This window comes from Blochmannia endosymbiont of Camponotus modoc (genome assembly GCF_023585785.1).
Classification (GTDB): Bacteria; Pseudomonadota; Gammaproteobacteria; order Enterobacterales; family Enterobacteriaceae; genus Blochmanniella.
Genome location: NZ_CP097765.1, coordinates 120,041 through 140,431, shown reverse-complemented (window position 1 = coordinate 140,431; position 20,391 = coordinate 120,041). Strand labels below are relative to the sequence as shown.

Genomic DNA, 20,391 nt, shown 5'->3' with positions numbered 1-20,391 from the left:
AATAATTATGAGAAATTAAGAAGAATTTATATTAAAACGTTACATGCTCCATCTACATTAAGAAAAATAATATTCACATAATTAAGCTCCATTAGGCATAATTTTAACTTTTAACACAAATACAACATGAACAATGCAATAGAAAAAATTAAAAATCAAATAAAAGAAAATCCTATCGTTTTATATATGAAAGGTACACCTAGCGCTCCTAAATGTGGTTTTTCATCAAAAGCCGCGCAAATATTGTCTGCTTATACTCAATCGTTTTTTTATATTGACGTATTGATTCATGTAGATGTTAGAAACGCTCTGCCAATATTTTCTAATTGGCCTACTTTTCCTCAATTATGGATAGAAGGAAAATTAATAGGTGGATCTGATATCATAATCAACATGAGTCACAACGGTACACTAAAAACTCTAATTGATCAGGTCAAACTAAGACATAATTTACATTGAATATTTTAATTTTTTTTAAAGAGGATTAAAAATTATAGTAGCTACTATACAGATACATAAAATTTAGATAAGTGTGATTATTCAAATTTATAATTCTTCTTTATAACACAAGAAAACCGTAAATAAATATCGGGTATTTAATGATATAGCATTAAGACTCAGCACAACAAGGAGTTAATGGCCAACCTCCAAGTCTTTTCCATTTATTTACCAATTCACAAAATAACATTGCGGTTCGCTCAGTGTCATATAATGCAGAATGCGCTTTGTTCTTATCAAAAAAAACACCCGCACATGCACACGCCTTAGCTAGTACAGTTTGACCAAATACTAATCCACTTAAAGTAGCTGTATCGAACATAACAAAAGGGTGAAATGGATTGTTTTCCATAAAACTTACGCGTTCTACTGCTGCCATTAAAAAACTGTGATCAAAAAAAGCATTGTGTGCTACGATAATAGCACGGCTACATCCTTGAGTTTCGATGCCCTGGTGCACCATTTCAAAAATTTCATGTAATGCTTCTTGCTCTGTCACTGCAGCTCTTAAAGGACTATTTAAATCAATTCCATTAAACGCTAATGATTCTGGCTGAATAATAGCTCCAGGAAATGATTTAATATGAAAATTAAGAGAACCATCTACACACAACCAACCATATTCGTCCATTTTAAGTGTAGCAACAGCAATTTCTAATAAAGCATTAATATTAGCGTTAAGACCTGCTGTCTCTACATCAACCACAACCGGATAAAACCCACGAAATCTTGCTCGAAGAGTATTGCGATCATCTTTACAAATCATATTTATTATGAGATATATTACATTACATAAACAGTTAACACTACCACAAATTCTAATTACATTTTCATATTTATCATGTAAAAATGATTGTTTGAATATTTCATGCAAAATAGTAAATAACTATTTTATTAAAACAACACATTTTTTGTCTAAAACAAAATTTTACATAAATATATCTTAAATTAAGATATTTATTAATTTTTCAAGATAGTCACGTATGCTGATACTCATGATTTAATCACTACAAGATAGTAAAATTTACAGCAAACAAACTACAATTTATTTATATAATAACAGATGCTTAATAAAGATATACATAACTCATAAAAATAACGAATAACACCAAGTTGATTTATAAAAACACACTTCTTTTGGTAATTTAATTGTCCCCAGTAGAACTCCCAAGAATAACATTGTAACATAAATAACTAAACAAACAATTTTTTTAAATAATTATTATACTATAATTATAATTTTTATTTATTTTTATATAAGTACATTTCATTCAATAAATTATTTTTAATACTTGTATTAAAAATAATTTACACACAACAATAAATGTATGTTACACTTTAATAAATTAAAGTACACATAATAACATATCTAATTGATAAACTATGATAACAAATCGTTGTACAATAAATTTTATTAAATTATATTAGAATCATATTATAGATACGATTATCGCTATAATCACACGTGTATATATTATTATCCACTTGTCTAAAACAAATAAATTCTAAAATAAAGTAGACTCAATTATAAGGAAGAAAAAATTGGAATCACCATTAGGATCAGATTTAGCACGCCTTGTAAGAATATGGCGTGCTTTAATTGATCATCGTTTAAAACCTTTAAAACTTACACAAACACATTGGATTACATTGCATAATATTTGTCAATTACCGCCGGAACAATCTCAAATACAATTAGCAAAAGCCATAGGGATAGAACAACCATCTCTAGTGCGAACGCTCGATCAACTTGAAGAAAAATCATTAATCATAAGACATACTTGTCTGAATGATCGACGAGCTAAACGAATTAAATTAACTGATAATGCTAAACCTGTTATTGATGAAGTAAATCGTGTTATTTCTATCACGAGAAATGAAATTTTTAGTGGAATTAATCATGAGGAAATAATTTTTCTAAATAAAATTATCTCTAAATTAGAAAAAAACATTATAAATTTACATAATAAAAATTAGAAAGTATCATATAATTAAAGAATATACATACCTTTTAATAAAATTAAATAAATTTTTATATCTTATTTTCCAGATATCGTACAAGAATATATAGATATATATCATTAAGTGTGCTGAAGTATATCATTATTCATAAATTAAATAAATAATGACTCTTTTTTAGCTTACACAAATATGCTCTTGAATATTTATCAAGAAATTAAAATTTATTATAAGAGATTCAAAACCAATAAAATTACTATTATAGCTCTTGTAGTACTTCTTGTTTATTTTAGATACAAACAAAAATGTGTTATTCTGTTTTGCAATAACCAGTATAATACCATATTTTATGCTAATGGACAAAACTAACATTTCTAACATCAGACGAGAATATATATCTGGACAATTGCGTCATACAGATTTAACTAATCATCCTATTCAGTTATTTTCAGTATGGTTGCATCAAGCGTATTTTTCAAAAATACCTGATCCTACTGCAATGTGTTTAGCTACAGTAGATCACACTGGTCAACCCTATCAACGTGTGGTGTTATTGAAGAATTTTACTAATAAAGAAATGATATTCTATACTAATCTTAGTAGCCGCAAGGCTATGCATTTAGCCAATAACCCAAAAGTTAGTTTATGTTTTCTTTGGAATGTTATAGATAGACAAGTAATAATAACAGGAAGTGTGAATAAACTTCCAGAAAAAGAAGTATTAAAACATTTTTATACACGCCCAAAAAACAATCAAATTAGCGCATGGGTATCTAATCAATCTAAAGTTATTTCCTCTAAAGATTTACTAGAAAATAAATTTTTAGAATTCAAAAAAAATCATCTCCATAAAAAAGTACCATTTCCCGAATTTTGGGGAGGATATAAAATTAATATAAATAGCATGGAGTTCTGGCAAGGCGGAACACATCGATTACATGATCGATTTATATATCAACGATATAAACATACATGGCGTATTTACCGTTTATCTCCGTAATTACAATTACAATTTAAGTGGATTTTATGATATATAAAAAATATAACTAAACTTAATAAAATAGTATTGACTTTTATAAAATACATATAAATACTCTTGATTGCTGTACCAAAACGATACTTGTATGAATAATAAAAATATTAATATAATACAGCGTTTATACGAACGTGATTTAATAGCACAAATTACAAACCAAGAAGCATTAATTAAAATATTAAAATCAAAATCCATTACTTTATATTGTGGGTTTGATCCGACATCTGACAGCTTACATATAGGACACTTAGTTCCACTGTTATGCTTAAGACAATTCCAAACATTTGGACATCGTCCTATAATTTTACTAGGAGGGGGTACTGGATTAATTGGAGATCCAAGTTTTAAAGACTCTGAACGAAAACCCAATTTAATTGAAACAATACAAAAATGGATAGAAAAAATCAAATACCAAGTATCTTTATTCGTAGATTTTTCTCATAGTCAATATTCGCAAGCCTGTATAGTTAATAATTACGACTGGTTATCTTCTATATCACTCTTAACATTTTTAAGAGATATTGGTAAATTTTTTTCTGTAAATAAAATGATAAATAAGGATGCTATAAAAAAACGGTTACAACAAAATAATTATGGAATTTCTTATACTGAATTTTCCTATAATTTATTACAAAGTTATGATTTTACCTATTTACATAAAAATTATAACGCAATACTACAAATTGGTGGTTCTGATCAATGGGGCAATATTACATCAGGTATTGATCTGATACATCGCATATATAAAAGAACTGCTTACGGGCTCACTATGCCTTTGCTTACCAAATCTGATAACACTAAATTTGGAAAAACAGAAAAACATACTATATGGTTAGATGCAAAAAAAACTAGCCCTTATACATTTTATCAATATTGGATCAATACTTCTGATACAGAAGTATACCGTTTTCTTAAATTTTTTACTAACATCGATGTAGATACGATCAATATCTTAAAAAAAGAAGATAAAATGAAAAATACAAAACCACAAGCTCAAATTATATTAGCAGAGGAAATTACTCGATTAGTTCATGGAAAATCAGGATTAAAAACAGCTCAAAAAATTACTAGCAATCTCTTTACAGGAAAAATACACAAACTCACCTTAGATGATTTCGAACAGCTATTTCAAGATGGTATACCGACCGTACCACTGAAAGCAGGGATTACATTACAACAAGCATTGGTAGAATCTAAATTAGTAGCGTCTCGTGCACAAGCACGAGAATTAATTTTATCTAATAGCATCACTATAAACTCAAAAAAACAATTGAAAACGGAATATATTTTTTGTGCCACCGACAGATTATACGATCGATTTACACTATTAAGACGAGGAAAAAAACACCATTGCTTGATCACATGGGAATGATCAAGTTTAGACAAAATACTGTTTATGTATAATAACTATTTATATTTTTTGAAAATATAAACACAATCTCACACAACATCTCATTATGCCCATGCGTAGTATTTTATTCATGTAACTTCTCGACTATAATATAAATCATTTTTTTTCCTTAAATTCACACAAATCTTTAATCACACAAACACGACAATTTGGTTGTTTAGCTCGGCAAATATTTCTACCATGTAGTACTAACCACTGATGACAGTTTCTTTGAAATTCTTTTGGTACTACCGACAATAATTTCTTTTCTACAGACAAAACATTATTTCCTAACGCAAAACGACTACGATTACAAAATCTAAATACGTGCGTATCTACTGCAATTGTAGGCCAACCGAAAACTATATTTAAAATAATATTAGCGGTTTTACGTCCAACTCCAGGTAAAGATTCCAAACCAATACGATTCGACGGTAATATGCCGTTGTATTTATCTATCAACAAACGACAAGTTTCAATAATATTTTTAGATTTAGTATTTGATAAACCAATAGATTTAATATAATTTTTAACCCCATCTACACCCAAAAGTAACATATCTTGTGGTGTATTAACTACTTTAAACAAGCTCTTTGTTACTTTATTAACTTGTACATCACTTGTTTGAGCCGACAGTAATACTGCAATCAACAACTCAAATTCCGATCGATAAACTAATTCAATAACTGGCTGAATGTTAGTATCTCGTAATTTGCATAAAATCTGATACCGTTTAACGCGATTCATTAATAACACTTAATTATTTCATAACATTTTATTAAAAAACTTATAATACTCACTGTTATTCCATCTGCTTATATTTTCAGTTCTAATAATAATTAAAATACTTCTGACGAAGTAATCATATTTTCTGGGCAAACCCACAAATCAAACTGTTGCTCATCGACATAACCCAATTGTAACGCAGCTTCCTTTAAACTTAACCCTTCCGAATGCGCCTTCTTGGCAATTTCTGCTGATTTATCATATCCAATATACGGACTCAACGCAGTGACCAACATAAGTGAACTATTAAGTAATTCTTTAATTCGTTCATGCTTCGGTTGAATCCCTACAATACAGTATTTATGAAAACTTTCTATACCGTCTGCCAGTAAACGTACCGACTGTAAGAAATTATATATAATCAATGGCCTATATACATTTAATTCAAAATGTCCAGATGCACCTCCGATATTTATACTAACATCATTTCCCATAATTTGAGAACACAACATAGTCATAACTTCACATTGCGTTGGATTAACTTTTCCAGGCATAATCGAGCTACCTGGTTCATTTTCAGGAATGCTTAATTCGCCTATACCACATCTAGGGCCAGAAGATAATAAACGCACATCATTAGCAATTTTCATCATAGAAACGGCTAAACCCTTCAAGGATCCATGACTGTGCACCAATGCATCACATGTCGATAACGACTCAAACTTATTTGGTGCGCTAACAAAATTATGTTTAGTAAGAAATGATAATTCATCGACAACACGGCCGGCATATTCCGGATGAGTGTTTAGACCTGTCCCTACTGCTGTTCCACCTAACGCTAATTCACATAAATGAGGTATAGTAACTTCTATATGGTCTATGTTATGTTGCAGCATAGATACCCACGCAGAAATCTCTTGTCCCAAAGTCAATGGAGTAGCATCTTGAAGATGAGTACGACCAATTTTAATAATATTATTAAATTTAACAGATTTATCAAATAAAGTTTTTTTTAACATCTTAACCTTAGGTATTAATTGCTCATTTAAAGTAACTACCGCTGCAACATGCATTGCACTAGAAAAAACATCGTTGGAACTTTGACTTTTATTGACATGATCATTTGGATGAATAAATTTCCCATTCGCATTTTGTTCACTGCTTAACAATTTATTAGCTCTATTAGCTAAAACTTCATTCATATTCATATTGCTTTGAGTTCCAGATCCAGTTTGCCAAACTGATATTGGAAATTCGTCCTTATGTATTCCAGATAGTACTTCACCCGCTGATTGAATAATTGCTTGAGCCCGTTCACAATCTATCAGTTTCAAATCATAATTTACTTGTGCTGCCGCCAGCTTGATTTGGGCCAATGCTTTAATTAACGAGAAAGGAATTTTTTCATTAGAAATATTAAAATATTTTAATGCGCGTTGTGTTTGCGCTCCCCATAATCGATCGTTCGGTACTAAAATTGCACCCATAGTATCCTTTTCAACACGCATCGCCATAATAATACCGCCTTACTTAATTATAAAAATATTAATTGATTTTATTAATATACTTAATAAAATCATTTGTTTGTACCATATATACAAAATCAATGATATCATTTTAAAATTGAATTTCTATTCAAAAAAGTAATTATTTAATTTATAATTTTGTATGTATTAATTACTTGTGTACAACAATAAAACAAAAAATATAAATATACTGTATACGCATAATATAAAATACATTAATTAAAATTTAAACATGCCAACATTTATTATATTAGGAATAATATTTCAAATATTTACATATAACAAAGTCGCTTGGTGTAGCACACTCACAGAGTGTATTAAATCCAACGCTAATAATAATATATTTCAAGATGGTTTATATCAAAAAGAGATGAAATTACATACTCACGACCATATACATCATACTCTTAATTTTTATCCCTATACAACGAATAAACTACGCGTCCATGCATATAATTATCGATCTCCCTTTTCTTCTACTTATAAGTCTAAAATGCAATTGCAAAACGATTCAATCAATATGTTTCATTCGTTTTACACACAACCTAACAAACACAAAAAAAACTTATCCTTTATACAATTAGGGGTACACAATCTTTTATCAGAACAAATTTTTAATTTTGGAGGAGGAAAAAGACATCTAACTAACGACAAATACGCTATTGGATATAATACTTTTTATCATTGTCCGATTTCTAAAAAAAGCAGCAGTCAACCATACTCAATTAATGTTGGTGTAGAATATTGGTTATATAATACACTATTCATGTTAAATAATTATTATAATTTAGATAATATCTTTGATCCTGAAACATCATTACAGAAATGTGACATACATTATCCAAAAAGTGGTCATCAATTGTATATACAAACTAAATTTCCACACTTTTTCGAATTTACTGGACAAATAAAATTGGAACAATTTATTTATAAAAAAAAATATAAAAAAATTTTCAATAAAAAAAATAGTGACTATTATTTATCGTTAAATCTGAATTATCAACCCATTCCCATGCTGGGTTTTAGCATAAATAATATTTTTGTAAATAAACAATACAATAATACTATTTGTCGAGTATTAATAGATTACCAATTCGGTACTCCTATTATGGAACAAATGCATTATACTAATAAAAAAAATAAATCAATACTAAATAATCTTGATGCTATAATACAACCATTTATACCTACGATAATTCCACATCACGATTATATTTCCATTAACGATCATAATCACCTTTCATCCTTGCGGCATACTCACAAAATAACAGGTTATCCCGGAGAAATTAAAATAATTAAAATCGATGATAATAATGATAAATATGTACGATGGGATTTTGAGTCATTGGAAAATCACGGAGGTAATATTGTTGCAATAACACATAATACTTATGCGCTCTATTTCCCAAACTATCCTATTAAACAAGAAAACAATATTTTTGTTTCATACATTACTAATAATGCAACACAATCCCATCAGGAACAGAAAAAACAAAATATACATATTGTAGTAAAAGATTTTTCACAAAAAAAATTATTGAATACGAATACACAAAAAAAAGATATGTCTATTATTAACGTTAATACTGATTCTGGAATTAATGTTACAGAAAATACAGCTGAGCATACATTAATTTGTCATGACGATGATCAGCATAGTAGCATAAAGAATAATACATCAGTCTCAAATGTCTTCTTTGCTCTACAGCCACAAGATGATGTATATAATACTCCAACAGAAAACGATCAGAATACTATAATAGAAGATAAACATATATTTTTAGCTCCTCCTCCCCCTCCCATTCCTTTTCCTTTTTTAGAAAAAGATTCATCGGAATTTATAGCATCATCAACACTGAACGATACATTACTATTGAACCGATCTGCATCTCGCAAAGATCAACAAACTCATTCTGATGAAAAAAATGCAGATAATGAAGAAATGCATGATATTTTTTTTAAATCTTCTAAAATTGACTTTAATCAAAGTGATGACTTATCATATCGCTTATTTACGCACAGACAGTCTAAGTTTGCTTCAGTAGGTACTACAGAACATATAAATAAACTTGAAAATACCATAAGAGAACGAAGAAAAACTAAACACCTTAGTGATATGGAACAAATATTTGTCAAACTAAATCTTGCACAATCTTCATCATCCATTAGCGAAGATTACGCTACAGACGATAGTAGCGACAGTTTTAATTCCACAAATAAAGAAGAGCAGTATCATTAACTACATTTATACTTTAAAATTATTACATTAATTATTTTTTAAAATTTCAAGAATATACCCATTGAGTAATGGGTATTAAAATATCTGTCAATATAGACATTAAATAGTTAGCAATAACTTCAATTTAGTTTCATAAGATTATCATGAGTTCGATCCCGTATTCCCAACCAAGTGGGAGAAATATTGGTATCAATTCCAAATAAACTTAGAGCTCTTGCCACAGTGTAACAAATAACGTCATCTATAGTTTTTGGATGTGTATAATATGCAGGAACAGGTGGCATAATTACTGCTCCAAATTCTGTTAATTTAACCATTGTACGTAAATGCCCCAGATGCAATGGAGTTTCTCTGATCATTAACACTAGTCTACGTTTTTCTTTCAACATTACATCTGCAGCACGACCAATCAATGATGATGTCATTCCTGAACTAATTTCTGACATAGTTCTAATAGAACATGGAGCAATTAACATACCTAAAGTTGGATATGATCCGCTAGCAACTGATGCTCCGATGTCCTGAGGAAAATGTACAACATCCGCTAATTCATATACAGATTGTTTGCTCATCTTTAATTCTTGTTGTAATGTAATCAAAGCATTTCTAGTAACAATAAGATGAGATTCTATATTCATAGAACATTTTTTTAAAATAGTCAACGCGCGGATTCCATAAATTCCACCAGATGCCCCTGATATTCCTACTACTAGACGTAATTGTTGCTGCATAATTATTTTTACACTCCACGTTAACATAAACAAATACACTTATGATTTTTAATAATTATCGCTATACATATACATTAAAAAATATTTTTTAATATGCTATGACGAATTAAAAAATATTATACATGTATTCAAAATTTTAATACTCACATTATAAGGAGCCATAATAATATCATGATTAATATAGTAATTAAAGAAATCCTTAAATTACACATTAGTAATATATGCTTAATATAAATTAATATAAATCGCTTAAAATTCTCCTATGAATTTGATTTTTAATGATAATTAAATTCATTCGTATTGTAATTAATGTAATTAATAAAAATTCACCCGCGCCACCATAATCAGCTATGTATAAGTAGTGTATTTATTTCTTTTTAAATACAGTGTTAACACGGATTAATGATTCTGGAGTATCCACACTAATATTAAATACATCATCAATTACAGAAACATATATTGTCTCTCCATGCCATAGTACTCGAAGCTGTTCAAGGCGTTCAAGCTGTTCCAGTGGACTTTTAGTCCATGCAATATAACGATGCAGGAACTTAACTCGATATGCATAAATACCAATATGACGTAATAGCGTCTTAGGGAATTTACTATCTAGATGATTTACAAAATCTCCTGTGTTCCATGGAATCATAGAACGAGAAAAATACAGAGCATTGCTATTCATGTTGATAACAACTTTAACTACATTATCATCGTGTGCTTCTTCGAAAGAACTCAATGGTGTTGCTAACGTAGCCATGGAAATAGTACTCATTGAACACAAAATACTTGCTAATTGACGAATCATAATAGAAGAAAGTAAGGGTTCATCGCCTTGAAGATGTACGATAATTTGATCATCTGAAAATTTATAATTGATAGCTACTTCTGCAAGACGTTCAGTACCTGACTGATGAGTAGATCGTGTTAAACATACTTCACTTGCAGATTGCTCTGATTCAATGACTCTCGCTATACAAGAACTATCTGTAGCAATGATTACTTTATTAGCTCCAGAATCTAAAGCATTTTCCATGACACGAATAATCATAGGCTTACCATTAATATCTGATAAAGCTTTCCCTGGAAAACGCGTCGAAAAAAATCGGACAGGTATAATTACTACAAAATTCATATTTTACCTTATTATAATATAAAATTACGAGCATCTTTTTTTAAAAGAACCGGGATTCCTTTTCTTATTGGAAAAGCCAAATTATCAACATTACAAATTAATTCTTTTTTTTCTAAATCGAAAGATAATTCCGAATGACATACAGGACACACAATGATCTTCAATAACTGATATTTCATCATAATATTACTAAATCGATTAAATGTTTAACTTATACATATTATATACAACAAAACTGTTATATATATTCTATAATTTAAAATGGTGATTTTATCATTTAAATAATTTATTTTGTTATATATGACGTTGCCGTATATATAAACAACACTGAAAATATTATTTTTTATCTTTCTTCTACATAGTTATTATATTGTTGTAAAAATGCAATTACTATACATTGAATTTTGAATCCTTATAATATCTAATCTTATTTTCCACCGTGCGCAATAGATTATACGTATCTATCTTATTGATTTTCACTTCTGTATACACATACCACCAATTATCGTGAGCAAAATCTACACATTTAACTGCATCTTTTTCTGTCATTAGTAATATCTCATCTTTTTTAGTAAGGGATGTTAATATTTTTTCAGAATACACGTGATGATCAGAAAATGAAATTGATCTAATCGGAGTGATACCATAACTTCGTAAAGTATCAAAAAATTGTGTAGGATACCCAATCCCTGCTATGGCTACAACATTATTTAAAAAATAAAGAGGTCTACGCTCTCCCGTTAATATGTTGACTACAGCAATAGGACATAACTGCATTAATACTTCTCCAGATTGTATTCCTACTTCTGATCCATTTGCAATAATCGCTTGTACCGTATGAAGTCTGTTAATGCGTTCGCGCATGGGACCAGCTGGTAACCAACAACCATTTCCGAATCGAAGCACACTATTAACTATTACCCATTCTATATCCCTAAAAAGCGCATAATGTTGTAATCCATCATCACTTATTATAATATCCAATTCTTGTTTTCTCAATAATGCAGCAACTGCATCAGCGCGTTTTGGAGAAACAGCGACCGATACTCCAGTTCGTTTCCAAATTAACATGGGCTCATCACCACATTCCTCACTATGGCTATGCATATTAATAATGATTGGATAATTATTCGATTTACCTTTATATCCTCTCGAAATGACCCCAACCTTCCAACCACGACATTTCAAGTGTTCTACTAACCATAATACCATCGGAGTTTTCCCGTTCCCTCCAATTGTTAAATTACCTATAATTATTATTGGTACTGAAAATCGATATACTTTTCGCCATCCATACTGATAACTAATACGGTTAAGCGTGCTGATTAAACCGTATAACCAAGAAAATGGCAATAAAAATAAATAAAAAAACGATGATTTAAACCAAATACGATCAAACATCAAGAAGAAAATTGTAATTTATATAATTGAGCATAAATCCCTTGGCGACGTATCAAAACCTTATGCACACCACGTTCCATAATATAACCGTTTTCAATTACCAATATTTCATCTGCATTTTCAACGGTAGATAAACGATGAGCTATAATCAAGGATGTTCTATTTTTTTTTAACGTATCAAGAGATCTGTGAATAATGTGCTCTGACGCAGAATCTAAAGCAGAAGTAGCTTCATCGAAAATTAAAATAGGACAATCCCGTAACAAAGCACGTGCAATTGCAATACGTTGACGTTGGCCACTAGATAATAGTATCCCATTTTCTCCTATAATAGTATCTAATCCGTTTTTCATTTGAGAAATAAAATCCATAGCACATGCCATACGCGCTGCAGTTTCAATAGATTCTCTAGAATAAAAATTCCTGCGAGCGTACGCGATATTATTTGCGATAGTATCATTAAATAAATGAACGTTTTGAGATACCATAGCTATTTGATTACGCAACGAAGAAAGTTTATAATCATTTAAATTAAAACCATCAAGCAATATACGTCCTTTATCTATATCATAAAAACGAGTTAATAAGTTTACGATAGTAGATTTTCCAGAACCAGATCGACCTACCAGAGCAACAGTTTTTCCTGCTTCAATAGAAAAATTGATTTTAGAAAGCGATGGTGTACTTTTTTCAGGATAAAAAAAAGTAACATCATCAAAAATAATATGTCCCTGTACTCTTGTAATGTCGAGTATGCCTTGATCTTTTTCTGTTTCTAAATCTAATATGGAAAATAAAGTTTGACAAGCTGCCATTCCGCGTTGAAATTGAGCGCTGACATTAGTCAAAGACTTTAATGGCTTCATCAAAACTATCATAGATGAAAAAATAACAGTAATAGTTCCAGCAGTAAGCATTTCCATAACACTTGGAATACTAGCAACGTACAACACAAACGCTAATGCTAATGATGCAACACATTGAATCAATGGATCAAAAATAGATGAAGTTTGCACCATCTTCATACTTTGTTGTCTCATACGGTTACTGACGCAATTAAATCTATCTTTTTCTGTGTGTTGCCCTCCAAATATTAATACTTCTTTATGTCCTTGCAGCATTTGTTCAGCACTGCTGGTTAGTTGGCCCATGGCACTCTGCATCTTCTTACTGATTGTTCTAAATCTATGAGAAACAAGCTTAATAGTGATGGATACTATTGGTGCAATTAGTACTAAAATTAATGATAATTGCCAACTATAATAAAACATCATTACACATAAACCAATAATAGATGCTCCTTCTCGAATAACAGTAACCAAAGCTCCAGAAGAAGAAGAAGCAACTTGATCGGAATCATAAGTAATTCTAGATACTAATGTACCAGTAGATTGTTTTACAAAAAATGAAACCGGCATATTCATAATATGTTTAAATAATGCACGTCTCATTTGCATTACTACTTTTCCGGATACCCATGATATGCAATAAGTAGACGCAAAACCACTAAAACCGCGAATACCCATTAATCCTACTAAAGCCAACGGCATCCACATAAATACATCTCTATTAGCTTTTCCAAATCCATCATCAAGTAAAGGTTTTAATAAAGCTAGCATTAAAGCATCACTTGTTGCATTCAAAATCAGAGTAATAGAAGCAACAACTAATCCTACTCTAAAAGGAAAAATTATTGGCCAAAGACGACGAAAAGTTTGCCAAGTAGAAGAATGATTTTTATTGTACTGCAACATTTATGTCCCTGCAGTCATAATTTATTTCATACGAAACATACGAATACATCGCCATCAACATACTACAAATATCGAATACTTCAAATGTACTAAGATTCGTGAAAAATCTTACAACATAAATATGCATAAAAATAAAAACTACTATATTTATATATAAATATTATTTTTTTAATATATACAAACGTATTTCCTAATCTTTAGTATATCTAATAGTCTGTGTGATTAAATGTGATTTTCACGATGAAAAATGAATTTAACGCTCATTCATATATATTAACTATTTTATTGAAAAATATTACTATCAACCCCAATTATATGACAAGCATTAACTTCAGAGAACTTGATAAGTCAATGTTATTTACTTATTCATATTATTCTATTTTTAATATCAAATTAAATTTTTATCGCTTTCACTAATAAATAACAAGGGGTTACCTTTTTCAAAATAAAATAAGTATACAACATTAAAATTTAATTCTTTTTTACCTACTCAAGTAGTAACCTCATTATATCTAATATATAACCCCTAATTATAACACGACTAATGTCATTACCATACATAACCATATTAAAATGTTATATATATATAAATATCGTATACAAATACTAAAATATTTATTCACTTAATTTGTTTCTTGTTATCTATAATTATTTCATTCTAACATATTAATAGATTTCATATATAAAAATTATTTAATAAAAAAATAATTACTCATTTTTAGTTGCCGCTTTAAATGCTTCAACCATGACACTAGAAAAATTCTTATCTTTCTCTTTGACATGGTTATCAATCATGTTGACTTCTGGTTTTTGAATTAGATCGCATATATTACATGTAGATAAATTGACGATTCTATTTTTACGATCTACCCCGTCTAGCGTTGCATATATGTCATTGCCTATGTGTAATGACATATATGTTTTCTTATGAGTAGATTTATTATTTGATACGGCAGGAATAGATAAATAACCAATTACCACATTATCATCCAATGTGACAGTAGCTCCCCCTTTTTCATCTATAGAAAGAATCTTTCCAGATACCATACTTCCTTTTTTATGAGCGGATAAATACACATTTAAAGGATCTTCCGTTAACTGTTTTATACCCAAAGAAATACGTTCACGTTCTGCATCGACTTGAAGAACTACAGCAATTATTTCGTCACCCTTTTTATACTTATTTACAGCCTCTTCATTAGATAAATACCAAGAAATATCAGAAAGATGCACCAAACCGTCAATCCCTCCTTCTAATCCTATAAAAATACCAAAATCAGTAATTGATTTTATCCTTCCCGTAACCCGATCGCCTCGATTATACATATCTGAAAACTTCTGCCATGGATTAATTTTACATTGTTTTAATCCTAAAGAAATTCTGCGGCGCTCTTCGTCAATATCTAATACCATTACTTCAACAGATTCTCCTACTGTCACTACTTTAGAAGGATGAATATTTTTATTAGTCCAATCCATCTCAGATACATGCACTAATCCTTCTACTCCATCTTCAATTTCAATAAAACACCCATAATCAGTTAAATTAGTTACTTGTCCTATCAATTTACTTCCTTCTTTATGGCGTTGAACAATAGCCGCCCATGGATCTTCACCTAATTGCTTTAGACCCAAAGATACGCGAATACGCTCTCGGTCAAATCTTAATACTTTAACAATAATTTCATCTCCAACATTTACTATATCACTAGGATGTTTGACGCGTTTCCATGCCATGTCAGTAATGTGTAACAGCCCATCTACGCCTCCTAAGTCGATAAAAGCGCCATAATCAGTTAAATTTTTAACTATCCCTTTAATTTCGATTCCTTCATGTAATTGATTTAACAATTGATCACGTTCAACACTATTTTCAGATTCAATCACTGCGCGACGCGACACTACAACATTGTTGCGTTTATGATCTAATTTGATTACTTTAAATTCAAATGCTTGCCCTTCTAGAAATGAAGTGTCACGTATTGGTTTAACATCTACCAAAGAACCAGGTAAAAAAGCTCGTACGCCATTTAGTTCAACAGTAAATCCTCCTTTTACTTTTCCATTAATAACACCTGTAACAGTAGTCATATCTTGGTGTGCTTTTTCTAATGATACCCAAGATTCATAACGTTTGGCTTTTTCACGAGACAAAATAGTCTCCCCAAACCCATCTTCTACTGCATCCAATGTAACATCAACATAATCACCAATTGAAATCTCCAATTCTCCTTGAGCATTATAAAACTGCTCAATAGGAATAGCAGATTCTGATTTTAATCCTGCGTCGACCAACACAATATCTTTAAAAATAGCAACAACAACTCCACGAACAATGGATCCAGGACAAGTTTCTACTTTTTTTAAAGATTCTTCAAATAGCTGAGCAAACGATTCTGTCATTTTTATAATCTTCAATTTTCAATTAACCCCACCCCATTCCATGTTTGGTGGGGTTATAACAAATATATCATAACTATCCTTGATTATGCGTAGTATTATATAGTACTCTCGATGAGAATACTAGACTCTCTCTAATATACATCAGTACTTTAGATTTTACTTCTTCAGCAGATAAATGAGTAGAATCTAATATTAATGAATCAATCGCAGGAGTTAACGGTGCTGATTTTCGATTGCAATCACGATCATCTCGTTCTCTTATTTGCGAGAATAAAAACTTAAAATTAACATCAAAATTTTTTTTCTGTAACTGATGTAATCTACGGCGCTCTCTTTCTTTAAAAGAAGCATAAAGAAAAATTTTCAGTTCCGCATTAGGAAATACTACTGTTCCCATATCCCGCCCATCAGCAATAAGTCCTGGACTTTGACAAAATGTACGTTGATATGTCAATAAATTTTTACGTACTTTCGAAAAAGCAGCGATTTTAGATGCATAATTTCCTATAGTTTCTGTATAAATATCTTTTTTAATTTCTTTACCATTAAAGGGTACAAAAAAACTATTTTTTCTATTTATAAAACTTATCTGTATCTCTTCAGCAAGTACTGCTACTTTTTCTTCACAATTAATATCAATTTTATTTTCTAAAGCTGCTAATGCTAACACTCGATAAATCACTCCCGAATCCAACAAATTCCATCCAAGAATTTTTGATAGTCTCCTAGATAAAGTCCCTTTTCCTGCTCCACTTGGGCCATCAATAGTAATAACTGGAAATATGTTGTTCACAATTATCCCCTTGTAGCGCACAATCTTCACTATATAATAATTATTTAATATTTTAATAAAATTTACTGATCATAAATTTCATATGTACGATTTAAATTATATATGAACACCACACTGTATAGAATACTTATTGCAATATACTAATACTAGATAATTGTGTAAAAAAATCTGGAAAAGTTTTATCGGTACACTTAGGATTATTAATTATAATAGAAACATCCGATAATGCCACCAAAGAAAAACACATCGCTATACGATGATCATCGTAAGTATTAATATAAGCTGATTCTATTTGAACTGGAGGAGTAATTTGTAAATAATCATAACCTTCCACAATCTCCGCTCCTATTTTACGTAATTCGGTAGCCATTGCCGCTAGTCGATCACTTTCTTTAACTCTCCAATTATAAATATTACGTAATATTGTAGGGCCATTAATAGAAAATAATGCAGTAATAGCAAGAGTCATTGCTGCATCTGGAATATTATTAACATCTAAATCAACAGCATTCAGATCAGCTCCACGGGTACACTCTATATAATTATCACCCCAAGCAATCTTTGCTCCCATACTTTCTAATATATTCGCAAAATAAACATCTCCTTGTCTGCTATTGCGATCGACTCCTATAACTCGAACAGTACCCCCTCGAATAGCTGATGCTGCTAAAAAATAAGAAGCACTCGAGGCATCTCCTTCCACTAAATAATCCCCAGGCGATTGATATGCCATATTTCCTTTACAATAAAAAACACGATAATTGTCATGTTGTATGTTGATTCCAAAAATTTTCATAAGGGACAAAGTCATATCAATATATGGTCTGGATACTAATGCTCCGTCTACTTTAATAAGAGTATCTCGATAAGCTAATGGCGTCATCATAAGCACAGATGACAAAAATTGACTAGAAATACTCCCTTTAATAAAAATTTCGCCTCCATAATACCCTCCATACAATCGTATGGGAGGGTAACCATCACGTTCCATATACTCAATACGCGCTCCTCCTTGTCTTAAGGCATCTACTAAGTGTGCAATCGGCCTATCTTTCATACGAGGATGACCGGTGAGCACGATATTTTGAATCTCTACAGACAATGCCGCAACAAGAGGTCTCATAACAGTCCCGGCATTTCCCAAATACAAAATTAATTGATTATTATTTTTTGATTGAATCGGACCACCAACACCATTAATTTCGCAAGTTTTTCTATTATTTGAAAGACAATATGATACTCCTAGATTACGTAAAGCATCCAGCATACAACGCACATCATCGCTATCCAACAAATTAGTTAACTGAGTAGTACCTGTAGCTTGAGCTGCTAACAACAATGCTCGATTTGATATACTTTTAGAACCAGGAAGATGAATGGTTCCCTGTATTTTTTTTATAGGAGCTAATTTGATAAAATCATTCATTTTTCACCAACTTTTTATATAAAAAAATTTAATTCTTGAAATTAATAACTCATAATACACCATTTACAATAATAATATGTGATTGCATTTAACGATTTAACACATGGACATAGCAATCGATTGAATCTAATTAGCGATATTTTTCAGAAAATAATTTCATAAATCTAATTAATTTTTTTACACCTTCTAATGTCATGGCATTATATAAAGATGCCCGCATACCCCCCACTACTTTATGTCCTTTCAAACCATGCAATCCGAAAGATATTGATTCTTTTAAAAAAAGATCATTTAATTTATTGTTTTCTAAAAAAAAGGGGATATTCATATATGAACGATTAGATAAACTAATGTTATTATAATAGAAATTACTAGAGTCAATAGCATTATATAAAAGAGCTGATTTTTCTTGATTACGTTTATTAATTTCCTTTAAGCCTCCTTGTGTTTTTAACCATTTAAACATTAAACTAGCAACATACCAAGATACAGTAACAGGCGTATTAAACATTGAGAAATTATCAGCTAAAATTTTATAATTTAAAATAGAAGGTACTACTCGGTAAGGTTCTTTCAGTAAATCTTTTCTGATAATTATTACGGTCAAACCAGATATTCCAATGTTTTTTTGAGCCGTAGCATAAATTATACCAAAACGGTTTATATTCAGTGGACCCGAAAATAAAGTTGAAGAACAATCTGCTACCACTATTTTATCAGAAAAATTTGGGGTTTCATATACAGCTATTCCATCAATAGTTTCATTAGGACAATAATGAATATACAGACTATTTTCAGAAACATCCCATTTAGATATAGGTTGAATATTATATAGTCCATTTTTTTTTCCGACCACATTAATTATACGTGGATCACAATATTTTTTTGCTTCTATTGCTGCATTGTATGCCCAATACCCAGTTTTTATATAATCAACTCGTTCTGAAGATTTGTTTAATAAATTCATAGGAATCGCAGAAAATTGTGCACGCGCCCCACCATGACAAAATAAAACTTCATAAGTTTCTGGAATATCAAGAAGATCACGCATATCTTGTTTCGCTTCTTGCATTAATTGTAAAAATTCTTTACTACGATGACTTATCTCTATGACAGATATGCCCATATTATTCCAATTATATAATTCTTCTTTAACTTGCCTTAAAACTTGTTTTGGCAACATTGCTGGACCCGCGCTAAAATTGAATACTTTATTCATATAATGATCGATCATAAATAATTAAATTAATTAAAACAGTATCCTTCATAATGAACTACTATTGAAAATAATAATTAAAAAATATAAAATAATGTTAAGCAACACACTGTATTGAAATTTTCATTCAATATAATAAAACGAAAACTCTTGTTTTATCC

17 protein-coding genes are annotated in these 20,391 nt (G+C 30.3%); 5 read left to right on the top strand and 12 right to left on the bottom strand.

Annotation, left to right across the window (positions count from 1 at the left end; genetic code table 11):
• Positions 1–126 precede the first annotated feature (126 nt).
• Positions 127–459: a Grx4 family monothiol glutaredoxin gene (gene grxD / locus M9396_RS00570; RefSeq protein ID WP_250256723.1), complete on the top strand. Its 333-nt coding sequence runs from the start codon at positions 127–129 to the stop codon at positions 457–459.
• A gap of 151 nt (positions 460–610) precedes the next feature.
• Here grxD and rnt read toward each other — a convergent pair whose 3' ends face one another.
• Positions 611–1,264, bottom strand: coding sequence for a ribonuclease T (rnt, locus tag M9396_RS00565; RefSeq protein ID WP_250256722.1), 654 nt, complete (start codon positions 1,262–1,264; stop codon positions 611–613).
• A gap of 761 nt (positions 1,265–2,025) precedes the next feature.
• On the opposite strand from rnt, the gene slyA reads away from it, so the two are divergent.
• The 3 genes from slyA to tyrS all read left to right on the top strand — a co-directional run bounded on the left by slyA (position 2,026) and on the right by tyrS (position 4,865).
• A complete protein-coding gene (gene slyA, locus M9396_RS00560; RefSeq protein ID WP_284308833.1) occupies positions 2,026–2,475 on the top strand; it encodes a transcriptional regulator SlyA in 450 nt (149 codons plus the stop codon).
• A gap of 331 nt (positions 2,476–2,806) precedes the next feature.
• Positions 2,807–3,457 carry a pyridoxamine 5'-phosphate oxidase gene (gene pdxH, locus M9396_RS00555; protein WP_420022213.1) on the top strand — a complete coding sequence of 217 codons (651 nt, stop codon included), beginning with the start codon at positions 2,807–2,809 and terminating at the stop codon, positions 3,455–3,457.
• A 124-nt stretch (positions 3,458–3,581) separates the two neighbouring features.
• Complete coding sequence (gene tyrS / locus M9396_RS00550; RefSeq protein WP_250256720.1) at positions 3,582–4,865, top strand: tyrosine--tRNA ligase; 1,284 nt, start codon at positions 3,582–3,584, stop codon at positions 4,863–4,865.
• Positions 4,866–5,000: 135 nt separating this feature from the next.
• Here the strand turns inward: tyrS and nth are convergent, their stop codons facing one another.
• The gene (gene nth, locus M9396_RS00545) at positions 5,001–5,630 is read right to left on the bottom strand and encodes an endonuclease III (RefSeq protein WP_250256719.1); all 630 of its coding nucleotides are present in this window, start codon (positions 5,628–5,630) and stop codon (positions 5,001–5,003) included.
• A gap of 92 nt (positions 5,631–5,722) precedes the next feature.
• Positions 5,723–7,123 (bottom strand): class II fumarate hydratase, encoded by a 1,401-nt coding sequence (gene fumC, locus M9396_RS00540; protein WP_420022212.1) that lies wholly within the window; start codon positions 7,121–7,123, stop codon positions 5,723–5,725.
• A gap of 244 nt (positions 7,124–7,367) precedes the next feature.
• Here fumC and M9396_RS00535 point away from each other — a divergent pair, with 244 nt between their 5' ends.
• Positions 7,368–9,374, top strand: a complete 2,007-nt coding sequence (locus M9396_RS00535; protein ID WP_250256718.1) for an inverse autotransporter beta domain-containing protein — start codon at positions 7,368–7,370, stop codon at positions 9,372–9,374.
• Positions 9,375–9,493: 119 nt separating this feature from the next.
• Here M9396_RS00535 and M9396_RS00530 read toward each other — a convergent pair whose 3' ends face one another.
• From M9396_RS00530 to serC, 9 genes are all read right to left on the bottom strand, one after another.
• Complete coding sequence (locus M9396_RS00530) at positions 9,494–10,105, bottom strand: UbiX family flavin prenyltransferase (protein ID WP_250256905.1); 612 nt, start codon at positions 10,103–10,105, stop codon at positions 9,494–9,496.
• A gap of 367 nt (positions 10,106–10,472) precedes the next feature.
• The gene (kdsB, locus tag M9396_RS00525; RefSeq protein ID WP_250256717.1) at positions 10,473–11,237 is read right to left on the bottom strand and encodes a 3-deoxy-manno-octulosonate cytidylyltransferase; all 765 of its coding nucleotides are present in this window, start codon (positions 11,235–11,237) and stop codon (positions 10,473–10,475) included.
• Positions 11,238–11,248: 11 nt separating this feature from the next.
• Positions 11,249–11,416: a Trm112 family protein gene (locus M9396_RS00520; protein WP_250242437.1), complete on the bottom strand. Its 168-nt coding sequence runs from the start codon at positions 11,414–11,416 to the stop codon at positions 11,249–11,251.
• Positions 11,417–11,627: 211 nt separating this feature from the next.
• Positions 11,628–12,638 (bottom strand): tetraacyldisaccharide 4'-kinase, encoded by a 1,011-nt coding sequence (gene lpxK / locus M9396_RS00515; RefSeq protein ID WP_250241116.1) that lies wholly within the window; start codon positions 12,636–12,638, stop codon positions 11,628–11,630.
• Positions 12,638–14,392 (bottom strand): lipid A ABC transporter ATP-binding protein/permease MsbA, encoded by a 1,755-nt coding sequence (msbA, locus tag M9396_RS00510; RefSeq protein ID WP_250241119.1) that lies wholly within the window; start codon positions 14,390–14,392, stop codon positions 12,638–12,640. Before msbA ends, lpxK begins: the two co-directional genes overlap by 1 nt.
• A gap of 708 nt (positions 14,393–15,100) precedes the next feature.
• On the bottom strand, positions 15,101–16,795 hold the full coding sequence (rpsA, locus tag M9396_RS00505; protein WP_250256716.1) for a 30S ribosomal protein S1: 1,695 nt from the start codon (positions 16,793–16,795) through the stop codon (positions 15,101–15,103).
• A 73-nt stretch (positions 16,796–16,868) separates the two neighbouring features.
• Complete coding sequence (gene cmk / locus M9396_RS00500) at positions 16,869–17,588, bottom strand: (d)CMP kinase (RefSeq protein ID WP_420022211.1); 720 nt, start codon at positions 17,586–17,588, stop codon at positions 16,869–16,871.
• A 127-nt stretch (positions 17,589–17,715) separates the two neighbouring features.
• Entirely contained in the window at positions 17,716–19,014 is a 1,299-nt protein-coding gene (aroA, locus tag M9396_RS00495) for a 3-phosphoshikimate 1-carboxyvinyltransferase (protein ID WP_250241124.1), read from the bottom strand.
• 130 nt (positions 19,015–19,144) lie between these two features.
• Positions 19,145–20,233 carry a 3-phosphoserine/phosphohydroxythreonine transaminase gene (gene serC, locus M9396_RS00490; protein ID WP_250256715.1) on the bottom strand — a complete coding sequence of 363 codons (1,089 nt, stop codon included), beginning with the start codon at positions 20,231–20,233 and terminating at the stop codon, positions 19,145–19,147.
• Positions 20,234–20,391: the final 158 nt, after the last annotated feature.

Excerpts from the sequence above, each read along its gene's own strand:
- grxD (WP_250256723.1), top strand. The coding sequence starts at position 127 with ATGAACAATGCAATAGAAAAAATTAAAAATCAAATAAAAGAAAATCCT.
- rnt (WP_250256722.1), bottom strand. The coding sequence starts at position 1,264 with ATGATTTGTAAAGATGATCGCAATACTCTTCGAGCAAGATTTCGTGGG.
- pdxH (WP_420022213.1), top strand. The coding sequence starts at position 2,807 with ATGCTAATGGACAAAACTAACATTTCTAACATCAGACGAGAATATATA.
- tyrS (WP_250256720.1), top strand. The coding sequence starts at position 3,582 with ATGAATAATAAAAATATTAATATAATACAGCGTTTATACGAACGTGAT.
- nth (WP_250256719.1), bottom strand. The coding sequence starts at position 5,630 with ATGAATCGCGTTAAACGGTATCAGATTTTATGCAAATTACGAGATACT.
- fumC (WP_420022212.1), bottom strand. The coding sequence starts at position 7,123 with ATGGCGATGCGTGTTGAAAAGGATACTATGGGTGCAATTTTAGTACCG.
- M9396_RS00535 (WP_250256718.1), top strand. The coding sequence starts at position 7,368 with ATGCCAACATTTATTATATTAGGAATAATATTTCAAATATTTACATAT.
- M9396_RS00530 (WP_250256905.1), bottom strand. The coding sequence starts at position 10,105 with ATGCAGCAACAATTACGTCTAGTAGTAGGAATATCAGGGGCATCTGGT.
- kdsB (WP_250256717.1), bottom strand. The coding sequence starts at position 11,237 with ATGAATTTTGTAGTAATTATACCTGTCCGATTTTTTTCGACGCGTTTT.
- M9396_RS00520 (WP_250242437.1), bottom strand. The coding sequence starts at position 11,416 with ATGAAATATCAGTTATTGAAGATCATTGTGTGTCCTGTATGTCATTCG.
- lpxK (WP_250241116.1), bottom strand. The coding sequence starts at position 12,638 with ATGTTTGATCGTATTTGGTTTAAATCATCGTTTTTTTATTTATTTTTA.
- msbA (WP_250241119.1), bottom strand. The coding sequence starts at position 14,392 with ATGTTGCAGTACAATAAAAATCATTCTTCTACTTGGCAAACTTTTCGT.
- rpsA (WP_250256716.1), bottom strand. The coding sequence starts at position 16,795 with ATGACAGAATCGTTTGCTCAGCTATTTGAAGAATCTTTAAAAAAAGTA.
- aroA (WP_250241124.1), bottom strand. The coding sequence starts at position 19,014 with ATGAATGATTTTATCAAATTAGCTCCTATAAAAAAAATACAGGGAACC.
- serC (WP_250256715.1), bottom strand. The coding sequence starts at position 20,233 with ATGAATAAAGTATTCAATTTTAGCGCGGGTCCAGCAATGTTGCCAAAA.